The 16,575-nt window shown below is 48.3% G+C and carries 17 protein-coding genes; 12 read left to right on the top strand and 5 right to left on the bottom strand.

Annotated features, from left to right (window positions below; all coding sequences use genetic code 11):
* Positions 1-11 precede the first annotated feature (11 nt).
* The 5 genes from HPY28_RS22115 to HPY28_RS22095 all read left to right on the top strand — a co-directional run bounded on the left by HPY28_RS22115 (position 12) and on the right by HPY28_RS22095 (position 3,906).
* Positions 12-869, top strand: a complete 858-nt coding sequence (locus HPY28_RS22115; RefSeq protein WP_017251409.1) for a DUF72 domain-containing protein — start codon at positions 12-14, stop codon at positions 867-869.
* 19 nt (positions 870-888) lie between these two features.
* The gene (locus HPY28_RS22110; RefSeq protein ID WP_173622922.1) at positions 889-1,713 is read left to right on the top strand and encodes a sulfite exporter TauE/SafE family protein; all 825 of its coding nucleotides are present in this window, start codon (positions 889-891) and stop codon (positions 1,711-1,713) included.
* A gap of 24 nt (positions 1,714-1,737) precedes the next feature.
* Positions 1,738-3,192: a bifunctional metallophosphatase/5'-nucleotidase gene (locus tag HPY28_RS22105; protein WP_174231420.1), complete on the top strand. Its 1,455-nt coding sequence runs from the start codon at positions 1,738-1,740 to the stop codon at positions 3,190-3,192.
* A 47-nt stretch (positions 3,193-3,239) separates the two neighbouring features.
* Positions 3,240-3,479: a DUF6154 family protein gene (locus HPY28_RS22100; RefSeq protein WP_007715645.1), complete on the top strand. Its 240-nt coding sequence runs from the start codon at positions 3,240-3,242 to the stop codon at positions 3,477-3,479.
* Between the two features lie 124 nt (positions 3,480-3,603).
* Positions 3,604-3,906, top strand: coding sequence for a YunC family protein (locus HPY28_RS22095; protein WP_017251406.1), 303 nt, complete (start codon positions 3,604-3,606; stop codon positions 3,904-3,906).
* 73 nt (positions 3,907-3,979) lie between these two features.
* On the opposite strand, the gene HPY28_RS22090 is transcribed toward HPY28_RS22095, so the two are convergent.
* Entirely contained in the window at positions 3,980-4,993 is a 1,014-nt protein-coding gene (locus HPY28_RS22090; RefSeq protein WP_174231419.1) for a DUF2804 domain-containing protein, read from the bottom strand.
* 159 nt (positions 4,994-5,152) lie between these two features.
* Here HPY28_RS22090 and HPY28_RS22085 point away from each other — a divergent pair, with 159 nt between their 5' ends.
* On the top strand, positions 5,153-6,247 hold the full coding sequence (locus HPY28_RS22085) for an HD-GYP domain-containing protein (protein WP_017251404.1): 1,095 nt from the start codon (positions 5,153-5,155) through the stop codon (positions 6,245-6,247).
* Here HPY28_RS22085 and corA read toward each other — a convergent pair whose 3' ends face one another.
* Genes corA through HPY28_RS22070 form a run of 3 tightly spaced genes read right to left on the bottom strand, consistent with a single transcriptional unit; the run spans position 6,248 to position 8,050 of the window.
* Positions 6,248-7,183, bottom strand: a complete 936-nt coding sequence (gene corA, locus HPY28_RS22080) for a magnesium/cobalt transporter CorA (RefSeq protein ID WP_174231418.1) — start codon at positions 7,181-7,183, stop codon at positions 6,248-6,250.
* On the bottom strand, positions 7,146-7,322 hold the full coding sequence (locus HPY28_RS22075; RefSeq protein WP_173622924.1) for a hypothetical protein: 177 nt from the start codon (positions 7,320-7,322) through the stop codon (positions 7,146-7,148). Before HPY28_RS22075 ends, corA begins: the two co-directional genes overlap by 38 nt.
* Positions 7,323-7,369: 47 nt before the next feature.
* A complete protein-coding gene (locus HPY28_RS22070) occupies positions 7,370-8,050 on the bottom strand; it encodes an NAD(P)H-binding protein (RefSeq protein WP_174231417.1) in 681 nt (226 codons plus the stop codon).
* Between the two features lie 118 nt (positions 8,051-8,168).
* On the opposite strand from HPY28_RS22070, the gene HPY28_RS22065 reads away from it, so the two are divergent.
* Positions 8,169-8,960 carry a hypothetical protein gene (locus HPY28_RS22065; protein ID WP_174231416.1) on the top strand — a complete coding sequence of 264 codons (792 nt, stop codon included), beginning with the start codon at positions 8,169-8,171 and terminating at the stop codon, positions 8,958-8,960.
* A 124-nt stretch (positions 8,961-9,084) separates the two neighbouring features.
* The gene (locus HPY28_RS22060; RefSeq protein ID WP_174231415.1) at positions 9,085-10,401 is read left to right on the top strand and encodes a globin-coupled sensor protein; all 1,317 of its coding nucleotides are present in this window, start codon (positions 9,085-9,087) and stop codon (positions 10,399-10,401) included.
* A gap of 20 nt (positions 10,402-10,421) precedes the next feature.
* Here the strand turns inward: HPY28_RS22060 and HPY28_RS22055 are convergent, their stop codons facing one another.
* Complete coding sequence (locus tag HPY28_RS22055; protein ID WP_173622925.1) at positions 10,422-10,889, bottom strand: cysteine dioxygenase; 468 nt, start codon at positions 10,887-10,889, stop codon at positions 10,422-10,424.
* Between the two features lie 401 nt (positions 10,890-11,290).
* Between HPY28_RS22055 and HPY28_RS22050 the strand changes: the two genes are divergently transcribed.
* From HPY28_RS22050 to HPY28_RS22035, 4 genes are all read left to right on the top strand, one after another.
* Complete coding sequence (locus HPY28_RS22050) at positions 11,291-12,481, top strand: MFS transporter (protein WP_174231414.1); 1,191 nt, start codon at positions 11,291-11,293, stop codon at positions 12,479-12,481.
* 51 nt (positions 12,482-12,532) lie between these two features.
* Positions 12,533-13,258: a sporulation protein YunB gene (gene yunB / locus HPY28_RS22045; RefSeq protein WP_174231413.1), complete on the top strand. Its 726-nt coding sequence runs from the start codon at positions 12,533-12,535 to the stop codon at positions 13,256-13,258.
* Positions 13,259-13,391: 133 nt separating this feature from the next.
* Positions 13,392-14,387 (top strand): ABC transporter substrate-binding protein, encoded by a 996-nt coding sequence (locus tag HPY28_RS22040; protein WP_174231412.1) that lies wholly within the window; start codon positions 13,392-13,394, stop codon positions 14,385-14,387.
* A complete protein-coding gene (locus tag HPY28_RS22035) occupies positions 14,384-16,570 on the top strand; it encodes a sensor histidine kinase (RefSeq protein WP_174231411.1) in 2,187 nt (728 codons plus the stop codon). Before HPY28_RS22040 ends, HPY28_RS22035 begins: the two co-directional genes overlap by 4 nt.
* Positions 16,571-16,575: the final 5 nt, after the last annotated feature.

Raw genomic sequence — 16,575 nt, 5'->3', positions numbered from 1 at the left:
GTTAGCATTCGATGACTACGATACAAGTGGGAGTTTGCGGCTGGGGCGATCAGCACGAATTGTACGTACAAGGTGTACGCAGTCGAGACAAGCTGTCGGTATATGCCAGCCACTTTCCAATTGTAGAGGTGGATAGTTCTTTTTACGCTATTTTACCACAGCGAAATTACGAATCGTGGGTGAAGGATACACCTGAACGATTTGGCTTTATCGTCAAGCCTCATCAAGGGATGACGGGGCATCAACGGGGGGACGCTTCGGGAAGCAGACGGGAATTGTTTCGTCAGTTCGAAGAGAGCATTCAGCCGGTCGTGGAGGCTGGCAAGCTCAAAGCGTTACTGTTTCAGTTTCCGCCGTGGTTTGATTGTACCCGAGAGCATGTCCAGTATGTGACCGCTTGTCGCCAAGCCATGCAGGCGTATCCGTTTGCGGTTGAGTTTCGCCATCAAAGCTGGTTTGAATCACGGTATTCGGAGCGAACACTGGATTTCTTGCACAACATCGAAGCGACACATGTCGTATGTGATGAACCACAAGTGGGAAAAGGCTCGGTCCCGATTGTTCCTGCCGTGACGAAGCCAACCTTGGCGTTGGTTCGCTTTCATGGACGCAACAAAGCGGGCTGGCGAGATCCCGGAGAGGGACAAAATTGGCGGGATGTCCGTTATTTATATCGATACAGTGAGACAGAGCTTGCAGAATGGGTGGAACACATCAGACTGCTCGAACGGCAAGCGGATGAAGTCTGCATTTTGTTCAACAATAACTCTGGAGGAGATGCAGCAGCGAATGCGAAGCAGTTTTCGGAGATGCTTGGCCTTGCACCTACTGGTCTGAATCCTCGTCAGATGGACCTGTTCTCCACGTAGCAAGAAAGAAGGGGAGTTCATGCTTGTAGTAATTGCCATCTTATTTGTCATCATCGGAGTCCTGGCTGGCGTCATTGGCAGTATCGCGGGTCTGGGTGGTGGGATTTTTTTCGTGCCTGCTCTGCTGTATTTTGCGAACTGGTACATGCCTGGATCGATGAACCCGCAAGTAGCAGCGGCGACTTCGTTGATTGTGATTGCGGTAACCGCCCTTTCTTCTTCCCTTTCTTATCTCAAGCAAAATAAAGTAGATAAGCAGAGTGCCTTGCTCTTTTTTATCGGGAGTGCGCCGGGTGCTATTGTGGGCGTTTATCTTAATACATTACTAGCAGTGGGGGGCTTTTCGCTGCTGTTTGGCTTGTTTCAGCTCTCCATGTTCGTCGTATTGATGGTCAAAGACAAAATCAAACCACGCAGCATGGAGTGGGAAGTCCAACGCCACTTCATCGACAACGAAGGAAATGAATATGTGTACGGGTATAGCAAATGGTCCGTGATTACGCTTGCTTTCTTTGTCGGGATTACCTCGTCGCTATTTGGCGTGGGTGGCGGCATTCTGATGGTTCCAGCCATGATCATTTTGTTTCGCTTTCCGCCACACATTGCTACCGCTACATCCATGCTGGTCATTTTTTTATCAGCGGTGGTTGGGTCCATCACGAATATCTTCCACGACAACGTACACTGGCTGTATGCAGCGATGCTCGCGCCAGGAGCATGGGCGGGCGGAAAGCTCGGAGCGATTGTTGCCAGTAAAATGAAGGGGCGCACCATCGTGCTATTTTTGCGTGTTCTGATATTGGGAATTGCCATACAAATGATCGGAGAAGCGATTTTTGGATAATGAGACGAGAGGGAGGGGAAAGTCGTGGCTGACACCTGTACCTTACACATTTTGCACACGAATGACTTGCACAGCCATTTTGATACGATGCCGCGAATTGCAACCTGCCTGAGGAAGCACCGAGAAGAGTGGGAGGCCAGGGGAGAGCATGTGCTGACGGTCGATATTGGAGACCATATGGATCGAATGGATATCCGATCGGAAGCGAGCTTTGGGAAAAGTAACGTCGAGATCATGAACAGAAGCGGGATTCAATACGCGACGATTGGAAACAACGAAGGCATCACACTCCCAAAAGACAAGCTGAATGAACTGTACACAGATGCGCGTTTTGCGATCATTACGGGCAATCTGTTTGAACCGACAACAAATTCTGTCCCGTCTTGGGCTGTACCATACGCCATTCATACCGTAGGCGAGCTGCGGCTGGCGATCTTGGGAATGACGATTCCCTTTGGCCCTTCCTATCAAAGTATGGGATGGGAGATCAAGGAACCGATCCCGATTTTGCGTGAGCAGATTGCGGCACTGCGCTTGTCTGTGGATGTTGTCATTTTGCTATCGCATCTTGGCTATCAGACGGATTGTGTGCTGGCAAAGGAAGTCGATGGGCTCGATATCATTTTGGGCGGACACTCTCACCGGACGCTGCCTCATGGAGAACGTATAGGCGGTACCTTAATCACACAAGCGGGGCGATTTGGCGAGTATGTCGGTCATGTAGAGCTCGTCTGGAACGGGATTCATAATGGCATCAAAGACGTGCGCGCAGAGCTTTTTCACACAGAACAGTACCAGTCAGACGAATCATTGAGCCAGTTCATTGAGAGTGAAAAAGTATGGGCAGAGAATCGTTTGTTTCAGCCGATAGTTCAATTGGAGCAAGACATGCACATAGGCTGGACGGAGGAGACCCCCTATGGTTCCTTCATCGCAGCGAGTATTCGTAAATGGACGGGTGCTGAGATCGGCATGGCAAATGGAGGGCTGTTACTTGCTGATTTGCCGCGGGGTAGCTTGTCCTTTGCCGATTTGCTGCACAGTATGCCTCACCCGATCAATGCCTGTGCGGTCACGATTACAGGCGAGCAGCTCACCACAGTTCTGGAGCAAGCGATTCAACCGGAAATGGTTCACCGGGAGCTGCGAGGGTACGGTTTTCGCGGTAAAATAGAAGGCTGGATGTGTGTGGACGGATTGTACATCCGCTACAGTGAGGATGACCAACCGCAAATTATCCAGATTGAAGTCAACGGGCAACCGCTTGATCGCGAGCGTCTGTATCGAGTCGGGACGATCGACATGTTTATGTACAATCGCATGTTTCCCGATTTGCTGCTCGGCAGTGAGGTTACATTTTTCTTGCCCGAGATGCTGCGTGAAGTGCTCGCCACCACGATAAAGGATCAACAGATGCTGCAAAATGCGTTTCGTCCACGTTGGGAAAAGATATCGTCAACGTCAAAAAACCAATCGTAGAGACCGGTTTTTCGGGAATGCTATCGAAAAACGGGAGGAGACGAGCGATGCGCTTCATAGATGAAGTATACGAGCTGTACAGAGGACATTTTAATGGCGATGAAGAAGACATTACAGCAGTTGTCGTCGGCATTCTCGCGGAGCAGTCTCGGGATGATTTGCTGGACTTGGTCGAGGAAATGGACGAGGAAGAGCTGTTTCATATGCTCGCGACGTATATGATTGAAGTCATGAAACGAAAAGTCGCGATGGAGGATGAGCACTTTCCGACAAGCGTCATGCATTAACGTAAGATCAAGTTCGTGATCAAAACATAACTTTTTGAACCACCTCTTAGAGACCTCACCTTTCTCTTCTGAATGTCATAGGATGGTAACGCCAACAGACAGGAGAGAAAAAGGAGGAATCTTGATGGTCGAGGTAGTGCCAATCCACTTTCCAGAGGGGACGGCTATTGCTGTCACCGTTCGATTGCCCAAGACGACGCTATTGGCTGTAACGACCGATCATGGCTACATCATGTGTGGAGCACTGGATGTGGGGCTCTTGAACGAGCGGTTAGCAGCGAGGGAAATTCTTGCCGGTCGTGCGGTAGGGGTCAAGACCATACAGGAATTGCTGGATGCGCCGCTGGAGTCTGTGACGACGACGGCGGAGCAGAAGGGGATTACGGCTGGTATGACTGGTCGGGATGCTGTTGTGAAAATGCTGTAAACAAAGAATGGTTTGCCCATAAGAAAAAACCTTTGTCCCATGACAAAGGTTTTTTAGTTTTTTCTGGCCTTGTTTACCAACGGGCTGATTGTTCTTCACAGATTCCGATCTTGCTTTGCACCGCAATGGTTTTTCCATCATCTGTTGAGATCGTCCCGTCGTAACGGCCGATTACTTGATGCAAAGTGGTTCGCACCAACGCAAAATTTTTGTGCTCGGTTCGAGCAAAGAGCGGCGTAAAGGTGAGGCGTACCGCAGAAGATTCTTCACTCGCAAGCGTCCAAGGGAGCATCCGGTTGTCAGGATCGTAGGAAAAACGAATCTGTTCGCTCAGCTTGTAGAGGACACCATCAATCATCAAGCCATTTTCCGTCATACCCGTTCCGTCCGTCCAGCCTCTGCCAAAGTTAAAGCCTGCGACACCCTTCGCGTGACGGAAAGAGCAGGTCGTCCAGTTCCAACGAGTGTGGTATGGCCAAACGCCACGTCCAAAATCCAGACTGGCAAAGGTATTCTGCCGATCGAGCAAATAGGTTTTCCCGTTATAGGCAATGGTGCCGTGCACAGGCCGGGCCGTTTGCTTCGAAGTGAACTGAAAGCGCTCCGCACTCCACGGTATCACGACATTTAAGGATTCGGATGGCGGATCAATCACGATGTCGAGCGAGAGAGTTTTATCGCCGGGACATATGGCAGTCGCTTCTACGCTCGTTCCGCTGGCTCCTGGCTGAAAGGAGACAGAGAGCTTGCGACTCACAAAATGACAAGGCTCATCTACGGTGGCACCCAGTCGAATCCCTGCACCAAAAGGAACCGTTACGGCACTGTCCGCGGTCTCCCCTGTCGTTAGATCAATAAAATGGACAAAGGCAATGCCAGCGTAATCCAGATTGACCATCGCAATCGACATCGCACATTCAGGTGCAGTGATAAACCAAAAATTCCATTTTTTCCGGCGAAGCCAATGCCCGCTAAATTGGCAGTCATGCAACGGATAACGGGACCAACCAATCGCTTCGGGAAGCAAGCGGCCATCCTGATCACATAATGAAAGAGGCTGCGTTAATTCTTTTTCGATAAGCGACATACGATCGTCTCCCTTGCAAACAAGGATTCTTCCAGACAAACTCGTCTCCAGTGTCTTTCCTCGGTAGACATAAAAAGAAAATCTAGAAAAAATTTCATGTAGAATCAAGTCGAATCACGCTATAATAGGGATACCCTGAGGAAAGGCGAAGGAAAGGAAATGCGACTGAAATCCATTCAAAAATGCCAGCCGGGTGATAAACTGGCTCGTTCCATCTATACAGAGAACGGAACGATTCTCGTTGGCGCTGGAGTAGAACTAACCCAACGAATGATAACTCGACTCAAAAACAAAAACGTGAACAGTCTCTACATCCAAGACAAGCGCACGGATGATATTATTGTGGAGACAGTCATTTCCGAAAATACTCGCAGACAAGCAATGTCCATGATTCACGATACATTCCGAACCGTTCATCAAGTTCCGGATAAATGGCAGCAGCTTTTTTCGGACAAGGGTTTGGGACGTAAGCTGCGGGATGTCATGCAAACCGTTGCGGATGAATTAAACAGTAGTGATTCAGCCATGAATTTATTGGCAGATGCTTGCGCCTTCGACAATTACATATTCACGCACTCATTTAACGTTGCCTTGTATAGCACAGCTCTCGCCATAAATACTGGCTGCTCGGAAAAAGATGTGTTGGAGATTAGTATTGGCGGTATGCTCCACGACATAGGAAAAGTGCATATCCCAGACGACATTTTGCAAAAACCGGGCCGCCTTACGCAAGAAGAATTTGAAATCATGAAAAGACATGCAGAGATCGGTTTTGAAATGCTGCGTCGTCAAGACGACATCCCTTTGCTTGCAGCCCACTGTGCTTTTCAGCATCACGAGCGCTGGGATGGCTCCGGTTATCCGCGGCACCTGAAAAAAGAAGAGATTCATCCGTTTGGTCGCTTGATGGCAGTGGCCGATGTATTCGATGCCCTGACGTCACATCGGGTATACCGTCGCGGAATGCTCCCTCATGAAGCGATGGAGGTGCTCTACTCCGGTTCAGGCAAACTGTTTGACCATGTGTATGTAGAGGCTTTGCGAAATACGATTGCACTCTACCCTGTTGGTCTGACCGTCAGCCTGAACAATGGTATGTCTGGTGTCGTCGTCGATTCGAACAAAGGAATGCCGAGCCGTCCGATCGTCAGAGTCCTGGTGGATGAAGAAGGTCGGGATGTCGAGCAACCCTATGAGTGTGACTTGTCCAAAATGCTGACGCTCATGATCATCGCCTGTGGAGATTTGGTATAATCAGAGCCAGTCTTTCTTTTTGAAAATGAAAAACATCGTCGTACCGATGGCCGCCATACATCCCAGCACGATGTAGTAGCCGTAGGGTGAACGCAACTCAGGCATCACATCAAAGTTCATCCCGTATATACCGGTCACAATGGTCAACGGCATAAAAATCGTCGTCAAGGCGGTAAAAACACGCATAATATCGTTGGCTCTGCCAGCAAGCGCCGCTTGATACGCTTCGCGCAAGTTTCCGATGAGTTCGCGAAAAGCTTCAAAGCTCTCTACAATTTTGCTGGCATCCTCTACAATATCGCCAAAGTACTTCCGCAAATAAGGTTGAATCAGCGGGAGTTCTTTTTTATGTAGGGCGTCAATCAAATCCCGCTGGGGAACGAGCATTTTACGGGCGTACAAGATTTCACTGCGCAGCCCGATAATTTGATCCAGATGGGATTTTTTCGTGTGCATCAAAATTTGTTCTTCCAGATCTTCAAGCAGGTCTTCAATTTTTTCCGTCACATCAAAGTAACGATCGACAATTTGATCTACCAAGTAGTACAGAAACGCATCGGGCCGATTGACTTCTTTTTCTCGGATGATTGACAGCATGGTAGTGAATTCGGGGGCCTCCTGCTTCGTTACGGTGATAATGGTGCTGCTGCCCAAAAAAATATTGATCTCGCGTAAGAAGATATCATGATTGTGGAAGGTAATGCCATTGATGACCATAAAGTAATGATCATCGTAATGTTGCAGCTTGGGCCGCTGTTCTTCCTCGTCGATGCAGTCCTCGACAGCCAGATGATGCAGTCCGAACAGCGGCTGTAAAATATCCAAATCGAATGGTGCGGCATGAATCCAGTAAAACCCGTTCACAGGTGGAGTAGCAGCCTCTTCGATGTCTTCTATCTCAGTGATGATTCCGTTTTGTACGAGTCTGATCTTCATGAACGATTCTCCTGCTAGTGGATTCGGTTGCGGCGGGTAGACGGGGCCAGATCTGTGTGAGAATCAGTTCATAAGCAGAACGAAGTGCTCGGCGACTAGGCGGAGCCTGTGATGCACGCTGTTGCTTGGGAGTCGTCATGCCAATTCGCCTCCTCGATAAAAGCCTTCATCCTATACGTATGAACGTCAACTCGTCCTTTTTCCCGCTGCGGCTAACTGTGGTAATTCCCTTGATTCGTACACATGCGCACCTGCCAGTCCAAGAGAGGCGATGTGATGCATGGCTCCTGCGACATCTGTTGCAGTGACAGGTTGATAGGCGCGTAACGGTCCGATCCAGAGAAACGAAAGTGAGTGTGATAGCTTCGCACCGAGCTCTTCCGATCGCCGGTGTTCCTGTCGCGGGCCCAGTAAAAGGGAAGGGTGGAACAAATGCAGACTCGGAAGCGCCAACTCGCGCAGTGCTTCCTCCAGCTCACCTTTTACACGATTATAGAAAAAGACGGATCGGCTATTTGCGCCGATTGCTGTGATGATGAGAAACTGGCTGGCTCCTTCTTTTTTTGCCAATCGAGCAATTTCGAGCGGGTACTGATAATCCACTGTGCGAAACGCCTCGCGACTACCAGCCTTTTTCATGGTTGTCCCCAAGCAGCAAAAGATGTCTGCTCCTTCTAAAAACTGTCGGCAATCCCCCAACTGACGAAAGTCAATGACGACTGTCTGCAAGCGAGGATGCGTGAAAGGGAGCGCGTTGCGGACGACAGCGATGATTTTTCCATATGCGTCATCTTTTAAGAGATGTTGTAGCAATGCACGGCCGACGAGTCCGGTCGCTCCAAATAATACCGCACGTTTCATTGCCATAGTGTTCCTCACTTTCTGCGATCCCTCTCTCTTATTTTACCGTTTCGAGCGGTTTGACCAAAGCCATTTTTTGCATACTACAGGTAAGCTGAACAGATGAAAAGGTGGATGTATCGATATGTGGACAAACAAGAGGGTAGGTATGATTGGCTGTATCGTATGGATGTTGACAGGAGCCGGGTGGGGACAAGTCGCTCTTGCCTTGGAGGGGAGAGACGTACAGCCTCCTCCAACTGTGTTCGAGCAAATCCAGATCAAACGGCAGGATGTGACAGGCGATGGTCGGCCGGATTTCGTTACGTTGCTAGGAAAGAGGTTTGCGGCAGACAGTCCTTACTTCGAGCACCTAAAAATCATGGTTCAAGATCCCGTTGCGAAAAAAACAACCTTTTTTACAACACCGTATGGCGCTTATCAGCCGGAGATGTTCTTTTGTGATTTTACCGGCGGGGGTGTGCAACAAATTTTACTTCAGGCGCCCACTGGGGGTAGTGCAGGGACGTCTGAGTTTTATTTGTTCGCAGACAAGGACAATAAGCCGGCGATTCTGCCTGTTCCTCAGCCCTTGACGATTTCGGGCTCCTACCAGGATCAATACAAAGTGTCATTGACGATCAAGGAGACGGGGGAGACTGTCGTTCTGGATTTGTCAGATCGCAAAAAAATCTATGAAGAAAATGGAGTATACAAGAACGGGAAGCTAGTTTCTCCAGTAGAGGTCATGCCTAACACGTTCAGCGTACTCATGCCCATCGATGAGAATCGTGATGGTATTTGTGAATTAAAAGGAGAACAAAGAGTCAGCGGTGTAGCCAATGCGGATACGATCGCGTATGTGGAGTCGTACTGGAAGTGGGACAAGACAAGCTGGAAGCTGCAACGGGCAGTCGTGAGGAAAGCGGAAATGTAGGTGTTTGCTAGGCTCAAACAACCGCCCATAGCCCATGTGGGCGGTTTACACCCGTTTGCAAAGGGGTATATAATTGAAAGGATATTTCAGAGATATATGTACTCGGATAAAAGGAGTTCAGGCTATGAGCACATGTCCGTTTTCCACCTTTTTTGGTTTGAAAGGGAAAGGAAAAAGTGAATCTTTTTTTCAGGGGGTGAAGGAAAAGGGGGAAGTGCACATTGTAGGGAAAAGTACCCTCGCGAAGCAACTAGCAATGATCAATTTGACCGAAGAAGAATTGGCCATTGTGAAAGCACTTCAGCCACTTATCATTCAAAATATTGACGCTATTGTCGACTATTTTTATACCAGTATTGAAAAAGAACCGCTTTTAATGAAGATTGTAAACCAAAACAGTACGATTGAACGGTTGAAATTAACGTTGAACCGCCATATCTGCGAAATGTTTAGCGGACGCATCGACAGCGCTTACATTGAACAGCGCAGTAGAATTGCGGTTATTCATATGCGAATAGGCTTGGAACCAAAATGGTACTTGAGTGCATTTCAAAACATGATGGTTTCCTTGATTGATCTCTTGCATAAAAATATCGCGGACAAGGACGAATTCGTACAAGCCCTCACGGTCGTCACGAAGATTCTCAGCATCGAACAGCAAATTGTGCTGGAGGAATATGAAAACGAGCATGAAAAGGCGCGGCGAGCGGAACAAGACAAAAAGGACGAGCTGCGAACCCTCCTGACCAATTCTGCGCATGAGCTGGCAGCGGTCTCAGAAGAAAACAGCGCGTCTGTTGTACAATTGACAGAACAGTCGAGAGAAGTGCTTCGTTTTGCTGAAAATGGCACGGGCTTTTCCACGAAAGCACAAGACCTGTCCCGTGAAGGCAAAGAAAAGCTGGAAAAACAACAGGAACAAATGTGCTTGATTCAGAGCAGCGTCAAGCAAATCTCGGAAGAAATGAACGCGATGGAGAAAAACGCAGAAAAAATCCAAGGGATTGTAGAGGTCGTGACGGCAATTGCTGAGCAGACGAATCTTTTGGCGCTAAATGCTGCGATTGAAGCAGCACGTGCGGGCGAACAGGGACGCGGATTTGCCGTCGTAGCTGATGAGGTACGCAAGCTGGCAGAACAGACCAAAAAGTCGGTTTTCGGTGTGCGTGAGCTGATCGAGAAGACGAACCAACAGACAGTGGTCCTCTCGTCTGTCGTGGTAGAAATTCAGGCGCTGGTCCAATCGAGCACTGCGGTAGTAAACGAGACGAATGCCTTTTTTGAAGGAATCATGAGCGCTGTCTCAGACAGTAAAGAACAGAGCTCACGGATTCAGCGGGAGCTGGAAAACTTCTTCAAAGTCATGGAAGATATGAACCAAGCGGTGGCACAGGTAGCCAGCTCTGCGGATGAACTATCGGAAATAACGGAAAACCTGTAAAAAATAGTAAGTTTTTTAGTTCAAAGGGAACAATAGTGGCGGCAATTACGCAATGGAGGACTGTAGACGTTTAGGGAAACAACCGGACTTTGTCCATTGTTGCGAATAGCGTGGATTTCCCCAGGCTCTACAAAATAGTATTCACCCGTACTGACATGAGTGGTTTGTGCTCGTTGTACTTCATTTTCATTATTCGTTTGGACATAAATCATATTCGTTAGCGTACCTGAGACTACCAATTCCCATCCAAAAGAGTCACCGTGATTATGGGGAATGGATTCCTGATCTGTCGGTAGATGGATCAAGACAACCTCTACATGTGGCGTGGAGAATAATACTTTGCGTCCATAGGGCAGGTTTAGTGGCTCCGGGATGTATGGACCGAGTTGTTCCATGCAGGGAGACAAGGAAATGAGAGCGTGTCTAAGCTGGGCAGGAGTAGGTGAAACGAGGGACCCAAATGCTTGTTCCAGACGTTCCAGATTCATAAAAAACCTCCCAAACGAAAGTCATACTTCCTACACCATATGATCAAATTTCAAGAGTAGTGATAGCCTGAGCTCGTCCAAAAGGGAATTATTTACCATTATTATTACATTGTAAATCAACAGGATTACTTGAATTTAGGGCGCTTTTAAAGAAAAAGCGTCCTTTTTTGTGCTATCGACAATCTGCTGGCCCACCACCTATTATGGAAGTACGGCAATAAATGCCGTACAGGACGATTTGGGGAACGTCCCCCTTCCGAATGTTTCGAGTAACATAAGCTTTTTTTGATTTTCATTCAAGAGGAGGCATGCGCATGTCAACTGCCATAATCAGTGTACGCACCCACTAGAGGGGGGCGTTGATTCAAACCACCTGTCATGATCGGGAGGTTTGGATGTAGATGAATATGAAATGGTATTTGTATGTCAATGCGTTGTCCTCCTTGGGATCACGGATGAATTTGATTGCGTGTAGCGCGTTGATTTTTACATTTGAACATAGTGCTTATTGGATGACTGCTTTTTTCGTTGCAAGACAGCTAGGGGGGATGCTGTTTAGTCCTCTGGCAGGCATGTTGGCTGATCGAATGGACAGAAGGCGTACCATGATCGTAAGCGACTTGGGGGCCGGTCTTGCTATTTTGGCCATCGCATTTTATCCGACACCGTATCTATTAATCGCAGCGGCTTTTCTCAATGGAATGCTGTATACGCTGTTTCATATTAGCTTTCAGGCATCCTTGCCACAAATATTTGGGAGTGAGCAACTGGTTCAGGTCAATGGATTAAAGGTCAGGCTGGAGTCATTGGTAGGCATCATGGGCTTCATGCTGGGAGGATGGCTGACAGATCACTATGGTTATACGATTGTGATCGCTTTGGATGCTGCCAGCTTTCTTTTCTCTGCATGGATTCTGACGAAACTTCGTTGGGAGGAGAAGGAGAATGCTGCGCTTGCTACTTCATCTGACGCGGATATCAGAGGAAAAGCAACGAGTGGCTTTCGTGTCACCCTTCGTTACTTGCGGGACACACCCGTACTTCTGACGATTAGTCTGTTAGCTTTTCTCGTATCGCTGAGTACATCTGCGTATAATTACGGGTTGCCTTTTTTGGCGGATCAGTTGCGCGGTAGTGACGCTACCTTGCACGGATTGATGTGGACGGCGATGAGCGTCGGAGGTTTGATTGGCTCCTATGTGGCAGCTCGTTTGCAGGTGAAGTTGGTGAATGGGATGCTCGCTGCTTATGCTGTTTTTTCCGTGGGGATTGTAGGTGCATTCGCGGCAAACCATGCTGTGGCTGTGCTATTGCTCTTGATTTTCGCGGGTCTATTTTCCGGCGCAGCACAGGTTTATGAGAGCACACTTTTGCAACAAGCCCAAAATGAGCTGCGCGGCAAGGTGATGGGGGTGCAGGGGCTCTTGAGTCGAAGCGGGTACTTCGCTGGTTTTCTCATGGCTCCATTCTTGGCGGGTGCCTTCACTTTATTGGGGATGCTGGTCTTTGCTCAATTGATGTTTGTCGCAGGGCTGATCGGATTTGGCTTGTACCTTGTTATTTCTCCCAAAAAATCGAAATCGGTCTCCTGATACACGTAGTCTTTTTTTCACCTTCTAGCCATAGGATGTACCAGTTGGGAGGTGTCGGGATTGGCCGTATTTCGACCCCGGCGGCGTTGGAGAAACCCGCTTTCACGTACGAAAGCGTTTTTGATCGCGTTGGTTATCTTTTTTGTTTTGACGATACAGACACTTGTGTTTTTGCAAAATCGATTGGAGCCTACTCTCTTGATCCTGGCTACGCAAAAAGCTGAACAATTGGCGAAAGAAGCGATAACAGATGCCGTAACCAAGCGGATTTCACAGCAAGGCGTCGACTTCAATCAGATTGTCAAAATCGAGAAGAACAACGAGGGGCAGATTCAGGCGTATCAGTTCAACTTCAAGGAATATGCGAGAATCGTGGGCGAAACAACAGCGAGAGTCCAGAACAAGCTCCAAGAGTTCGAACAAGATAAAGTAGACCGCACGATCCCGTTTGGTTTGGCTACCGGAAACTCCTTTTTGGCATCGATGGGGCCGAATTTGCCAGTGACTTTCGTGCCCATCGGCTCGGTCAAGACCAAGCTGGAGACAGAGCTGAAAGAAGCAGGCATCAACATGGTGCTGGCGACGGTATATATTTTTGTGGAGGTCGATCTGCGCATTGTTATCCCTTTTGCGACTGAGGAGCAGACGGTCACGACGAAAATCCCGATCACCCACTCCTTGATCATTGGCGATGTACCGACGTATTTGTACAACAACCCGGAAGGCAAGCCGGATGTGCCGCGGATTCCTGGGGATGTACCGAATAGCACTCCGTAATCGCGGAATAGGAAAAAGCGGCAGCTCTTGGCTGTCGCTTTTTTTGTTTTTTTTCGTTAGAGACCAAGGTTTGTTAATTATTCACATTTTCTGCAATCATTTGCCGCTATGATGAGAGATGGATGTGATACCTATGAAGAAACAAAGGAAAATCCTCTTTCTCATCTTGTTAGTGGCAGGAACTCTGCTCGATTGGTCCAGTAGTCAGCAAAAACAGGACGTCGATCTTTACACGATAGGAATTGTGATTGCCAATGAGGATAGAAAAGATAAAGTAGCGGGATTAAAGGCGGGATTGCAATCGTTAGGTCTCAGTGAAGGCGCACGTGTTCAGTATGTGCCCGTTTATTTGAATGCGGTTCAGACGCTAGAAGAGGAGCGCTCCCTTGTCCAGGACTTGATATCAAAAAAGCCTGATGTAATCGTAACGACAGGAGCGCATGAGACCTTTTTGATTCAACAGGAGACAACGACGGTTCCGATTGTTTTTATTGGTGTCGCCTCAATGGCAGAGCTACCGCTTGTTGAGACTGAGGGAACGGTTACGTGTGGCATCAGTAATGGCCAAATGAATGTCATTGGGAAAAGATTGGAGCTGACAACTCGTTTGTTGCCTGACGCCAATCGCTTTCTGGTCATTGCCGATTCTCATGCTCCTACGACAGAGCAAGCCATCGTAGAAGCACAATCAGCTGCTGTTTCGCTTGGCATTCGCTTACAAGTGAAGCAGGTTGCCTCCCCAAAAGACTTAGAGCAGTTGCTCAGTGGGCTCTCTCCAGGAGAATACGATGCCATGCTCCCTTTACCTAGCTACGTTCTGGAAGATGCGCTTATCGATTGTTTACCTCTTTTGATCGAGAAGCAATTGTTTGTCATGGGCGCATACCCCGAGCAGGTGAAGGCTGGTTTGTATGCCGCTTACGGCGTTTCTTTTCATGCACAAGGCATGCAGGCTGCTCATATGGTGGCTCGGGTGTTGGATGGAGTCCCTCCTACCGCTCTGTCAATCGAATGGCCGAATGACGTGCGGTTAGCTATCAATGCCACTTCCCTGTCTAAGCTTCCTATTACCGTAACCGACCAACAGTGGTCACTGGCACAAGAATGGTATGGAGTGAGGAACAAATGAGGAGGAGCAGACTACCGCGCATCAATCGACTGAAGACAAAAATGCTCCTGTTTGGGCTATGCATGTCCATCATCCCTTTTCTAATTCTTGGTTATTTCAATTTAAATACCAGTAAAGAAAAGGTTCGAGAAGAGGTAGACAGAGCCAATCAGATCTACGTGGAAAATACGTTGGCGCAGTTAGATATGCTTTTTTTACATACGACCCAATCCATGCAGGTGGTTCAGCAGCGTTTTCTCAATGAGCGCCCTAGCGATGACGATGCTTATTTCTTGCTGAATACGTTATTGAAAACGTCACCTTACATGGAGGAAGTCGCGCTTTTTCATCAGGATGGAGAGCCGCAGTATTTGCTGAATCGCTGGAAACACCATAGGCAGGACACACCCAAGGAGAGAGACACCCAACTTCTTTCCACGATCCAGTCGGGAAAACCATACATCGGAAGCATTGTCCGATCAGCAGAAGGGAAGCTACTGGTAACTGTCGCGATCCCTCATGTATCTGCCAACGGTGTAAAAGGCGGCATGTACGCAAAGCTCAATGTAAAACAGTTACTCGAACAAGTCACACTGCGAGCTCGCTATGAAAACGAGGCCTATTTGTTCGTCACAGATGGGAAAAGCGATAGGTTTGCCGATCCGTTTATGCTGGGAAAGCCTTCTGATGGCTCTTTGACCTATTATGAACAAGCGGTTCCTCCCTCCTGGACACTACCAGATCGAATGGAAAAGCCTGTTATCCGTACGTATCAAGCTTCCAATGGAGATGTCATGGTCAACTATGCCATGCGCTCTTCGGTCACACATTGGGTCATTATGCTGGAGCAGTCGAGCCAAACGGCGTTTGCTGCCTTTTCAAAATTGGAACAATCTCTGCTCTTTACGACCTTATTTATCGCTCTGATCGTTCTGGGGATTAGCATTGTGTTCTCTGTCTCGTTTAGTCGATTAATGGAAAAGATCGAATCGGCTGTGCAAAAAATCGCAGGTGGCGACTTATCCGTACGAATACCAGTGACGACCTCAGATGAAATTGGCAGGCTAGCAGCGTCCTGTAATGCAATGGCACAAAGTCTGGAGATGAAGACCAATCAGCTTCTCGAAGAAAAGAAACGGCTTGATCTCGTCGTCAGTGGTATGGGGATGGGGCTGATTCTCGTAGATGAGTCGTTTCGCATTCGCTGGATTAACCAAACAGCGTCGGCGTGGTTCCAGGATGCGTCTAATCTCCTGGGAAAAGACTGCCATCAGACGATTGGTCAACAATTCAGTTCATGCAGTGGTTGCATGCTCCGAACGCGACAAATGGTAAACGAAAAACAGACTGACCTTATTTCCTCCAGAGTCGATCAGGATGGACGTGTCCGTTCTTATCGACATCAGGTTTTCCCTCTGCATCCGGAGAAAGAGTCGTCTGCTTTTCTAGAGGTCATCGAGGACATCACGGAGAAACGAGAGCTAGAAGCCGCTATCGCACAAGCGGACAAGCTCGCTGCTATTGGACTATTGGCGTCGGGCATCGCCCATGAAATCAATAATCCATTAGGTATTCTGTCGGTGTATGGACAAGACTTGCGAGACCGTCTCGTGGACGAGGATATTCGAGATTTGCAGGATACAGGAGAGCTTACCCAATACTTGGACACGATGGATAAACAAATTAACCGTTGCAAGGAAATCACGACCCGATTGCTGCATTTTTCGGGGAAATCACCCGTTACCGTAGAAAAAGTAGATATTCATCAAGTCCTATCAGACATTCTCATTCTTCTGTCCCATGAAATACGTGTCAAACAGGTAACGGTGAACCAGTCTCTGTTGGCCTCTGCTCCGTATCTTCTCGCTACGCCTGGACAACTTCAGCAGATCGTGCTCAATTTGTTAACCAATGCGCTGTACGCGACCACAGAGCGAGGAAATATCGAGATAGCAACTGATTCTCCATCGAATGATCGACTCCGTCTGTGGATCAGAGATGATGGATGCGGTATACCCGCAGCAGATTTGCCCCATGTTTTGGAGCCGTTTTATACAACCAAGCCTCCTGGAAAAGGGACTGGTCTCGGGTTATCGGTCTGCTACGGGATTGTGACGAATTTAGGCGGAGAAATCGAGATCGAAAGTACACCAAACAAAGGCACGACTGTTACGGTCATCCTGCCGTCAGCAAAGGGGGAATGAACAAA

The sequence above is a fragment of the Brevibacillus sp. HB1.2 genome, assembly GCF_013332495.1.
GTDB lineage: Bacteria > Bacillota > Bacilli > Brevibacillales > Brevibacillaceae > Brevibacillus > Brevibacillus porteri.
This window is presented reverse-complemented; position numbering and strand designations above follow the sequence as displayed.

Bases quoted from the DNA above. Each gene is read 5' to 3' on its own strand.
- HPY28_RS22115 (WP_017251409.1), top strand. From the start codon at position 12: ATGACTACGATACAAGTGGGAGTTTGCGGCTGGGGCGATCAGCACGAA.
- HPY28_RS22110 (WP_173622922.1), top strand. From the start codon at position 889: ATGCTTGTAGTAATTGCCATCTTATTTGTCATCATCGGAGTCCTGGCT.
- HPY28_RS22100 (WP_007715645.1), top strand. From the start codon at position 3,240: ATGCGCTTCATAGATGAAGTATACGAGCTGTACAGAGGACATTTTAAT.
- HPY28_RS22095 (WP_017251406.1), top strand. From the start codon at position 3,604: ATGGTCGAGGTAGTGCCAATCCACTTTCCAGAGGGGACGGCTATTGCT.
- HPY28_RS22090 (WP_174231419.1), bottom strand. From the start codon at position 4,993: ATGTCGCTTATCGAAAAAGAATTAACGCAGCCTCTTTCATTATGTGAT.
- HPY28_RS22085 (WP_017251404.1), top strand. From the start codon at position 5,153: ATGCGACTGAAATCCATTCAAAAATGCCAGCCGGGTGATAAACTGGCT.
- corA (WP_174231418.1), bottom strand. From the start codon at position 7,183: ATGAAGATCAGACTCGTACAAAACGGAATCATCACTGAGATAGAAGAC.
- HPY28_RS22075 (WP_173622924.1), bottom strand. From the start codon at position 7,322: ATGACGACTCCCAAGCAACAGCGTGCATCACAGGCTCCGCCTAGTCGC.
- HPY28_RS22070 (WP_174231417.1), bottom strand. From the start codon at position 8,050: ATGGCAATGAAACGTGCGGTATTATTTGGAGCGACCGGACTCGTCGGC.
- HPY28_RS22065 (WP_174231416.1), top strand. From the start codon at position 8,169: ATGTGGACAAACAAGAGGGTAGGTATGATTGGCTGTATCGTATGGATG.
- HPY28_RS22060 (WP_174231415.1), top strand. From the start codon at position 9,085: ATGAGCACATGTCCGTTTTCCACCTTTTTTGGTTTGAAAGGGAAAGGA.
- HPY28_RS22055 (WP_173622925.1), bottom strand. From the start codon at position 10,889: ATGAATCTGGAACGTCTGGAACAAGCATTTGGGTCCCTCGTTTCACCT.
- HPY28_RS22050 (WP_174231414.1), top strand. From the start codon at position 11,291: ATGAATATGAAATGGTATTTGTATGTCAATGCGTTGTCCTCCTTGGGA.
- HPY28_RS22040 (WP_174231412.1), top strand. From the start codon at position 13,392: ATGAAGAAACAAAGGAAAATCCTCTTTCTCATCTTGTTAGTGGCAGGA.
- HPY28_RS22035 (WP_174231411.1), top strand. From the start codon at position 14,384: ATGAGGAGGAGCAGACTACCGCGCATCAATCGACTGAAGACAAAAATG.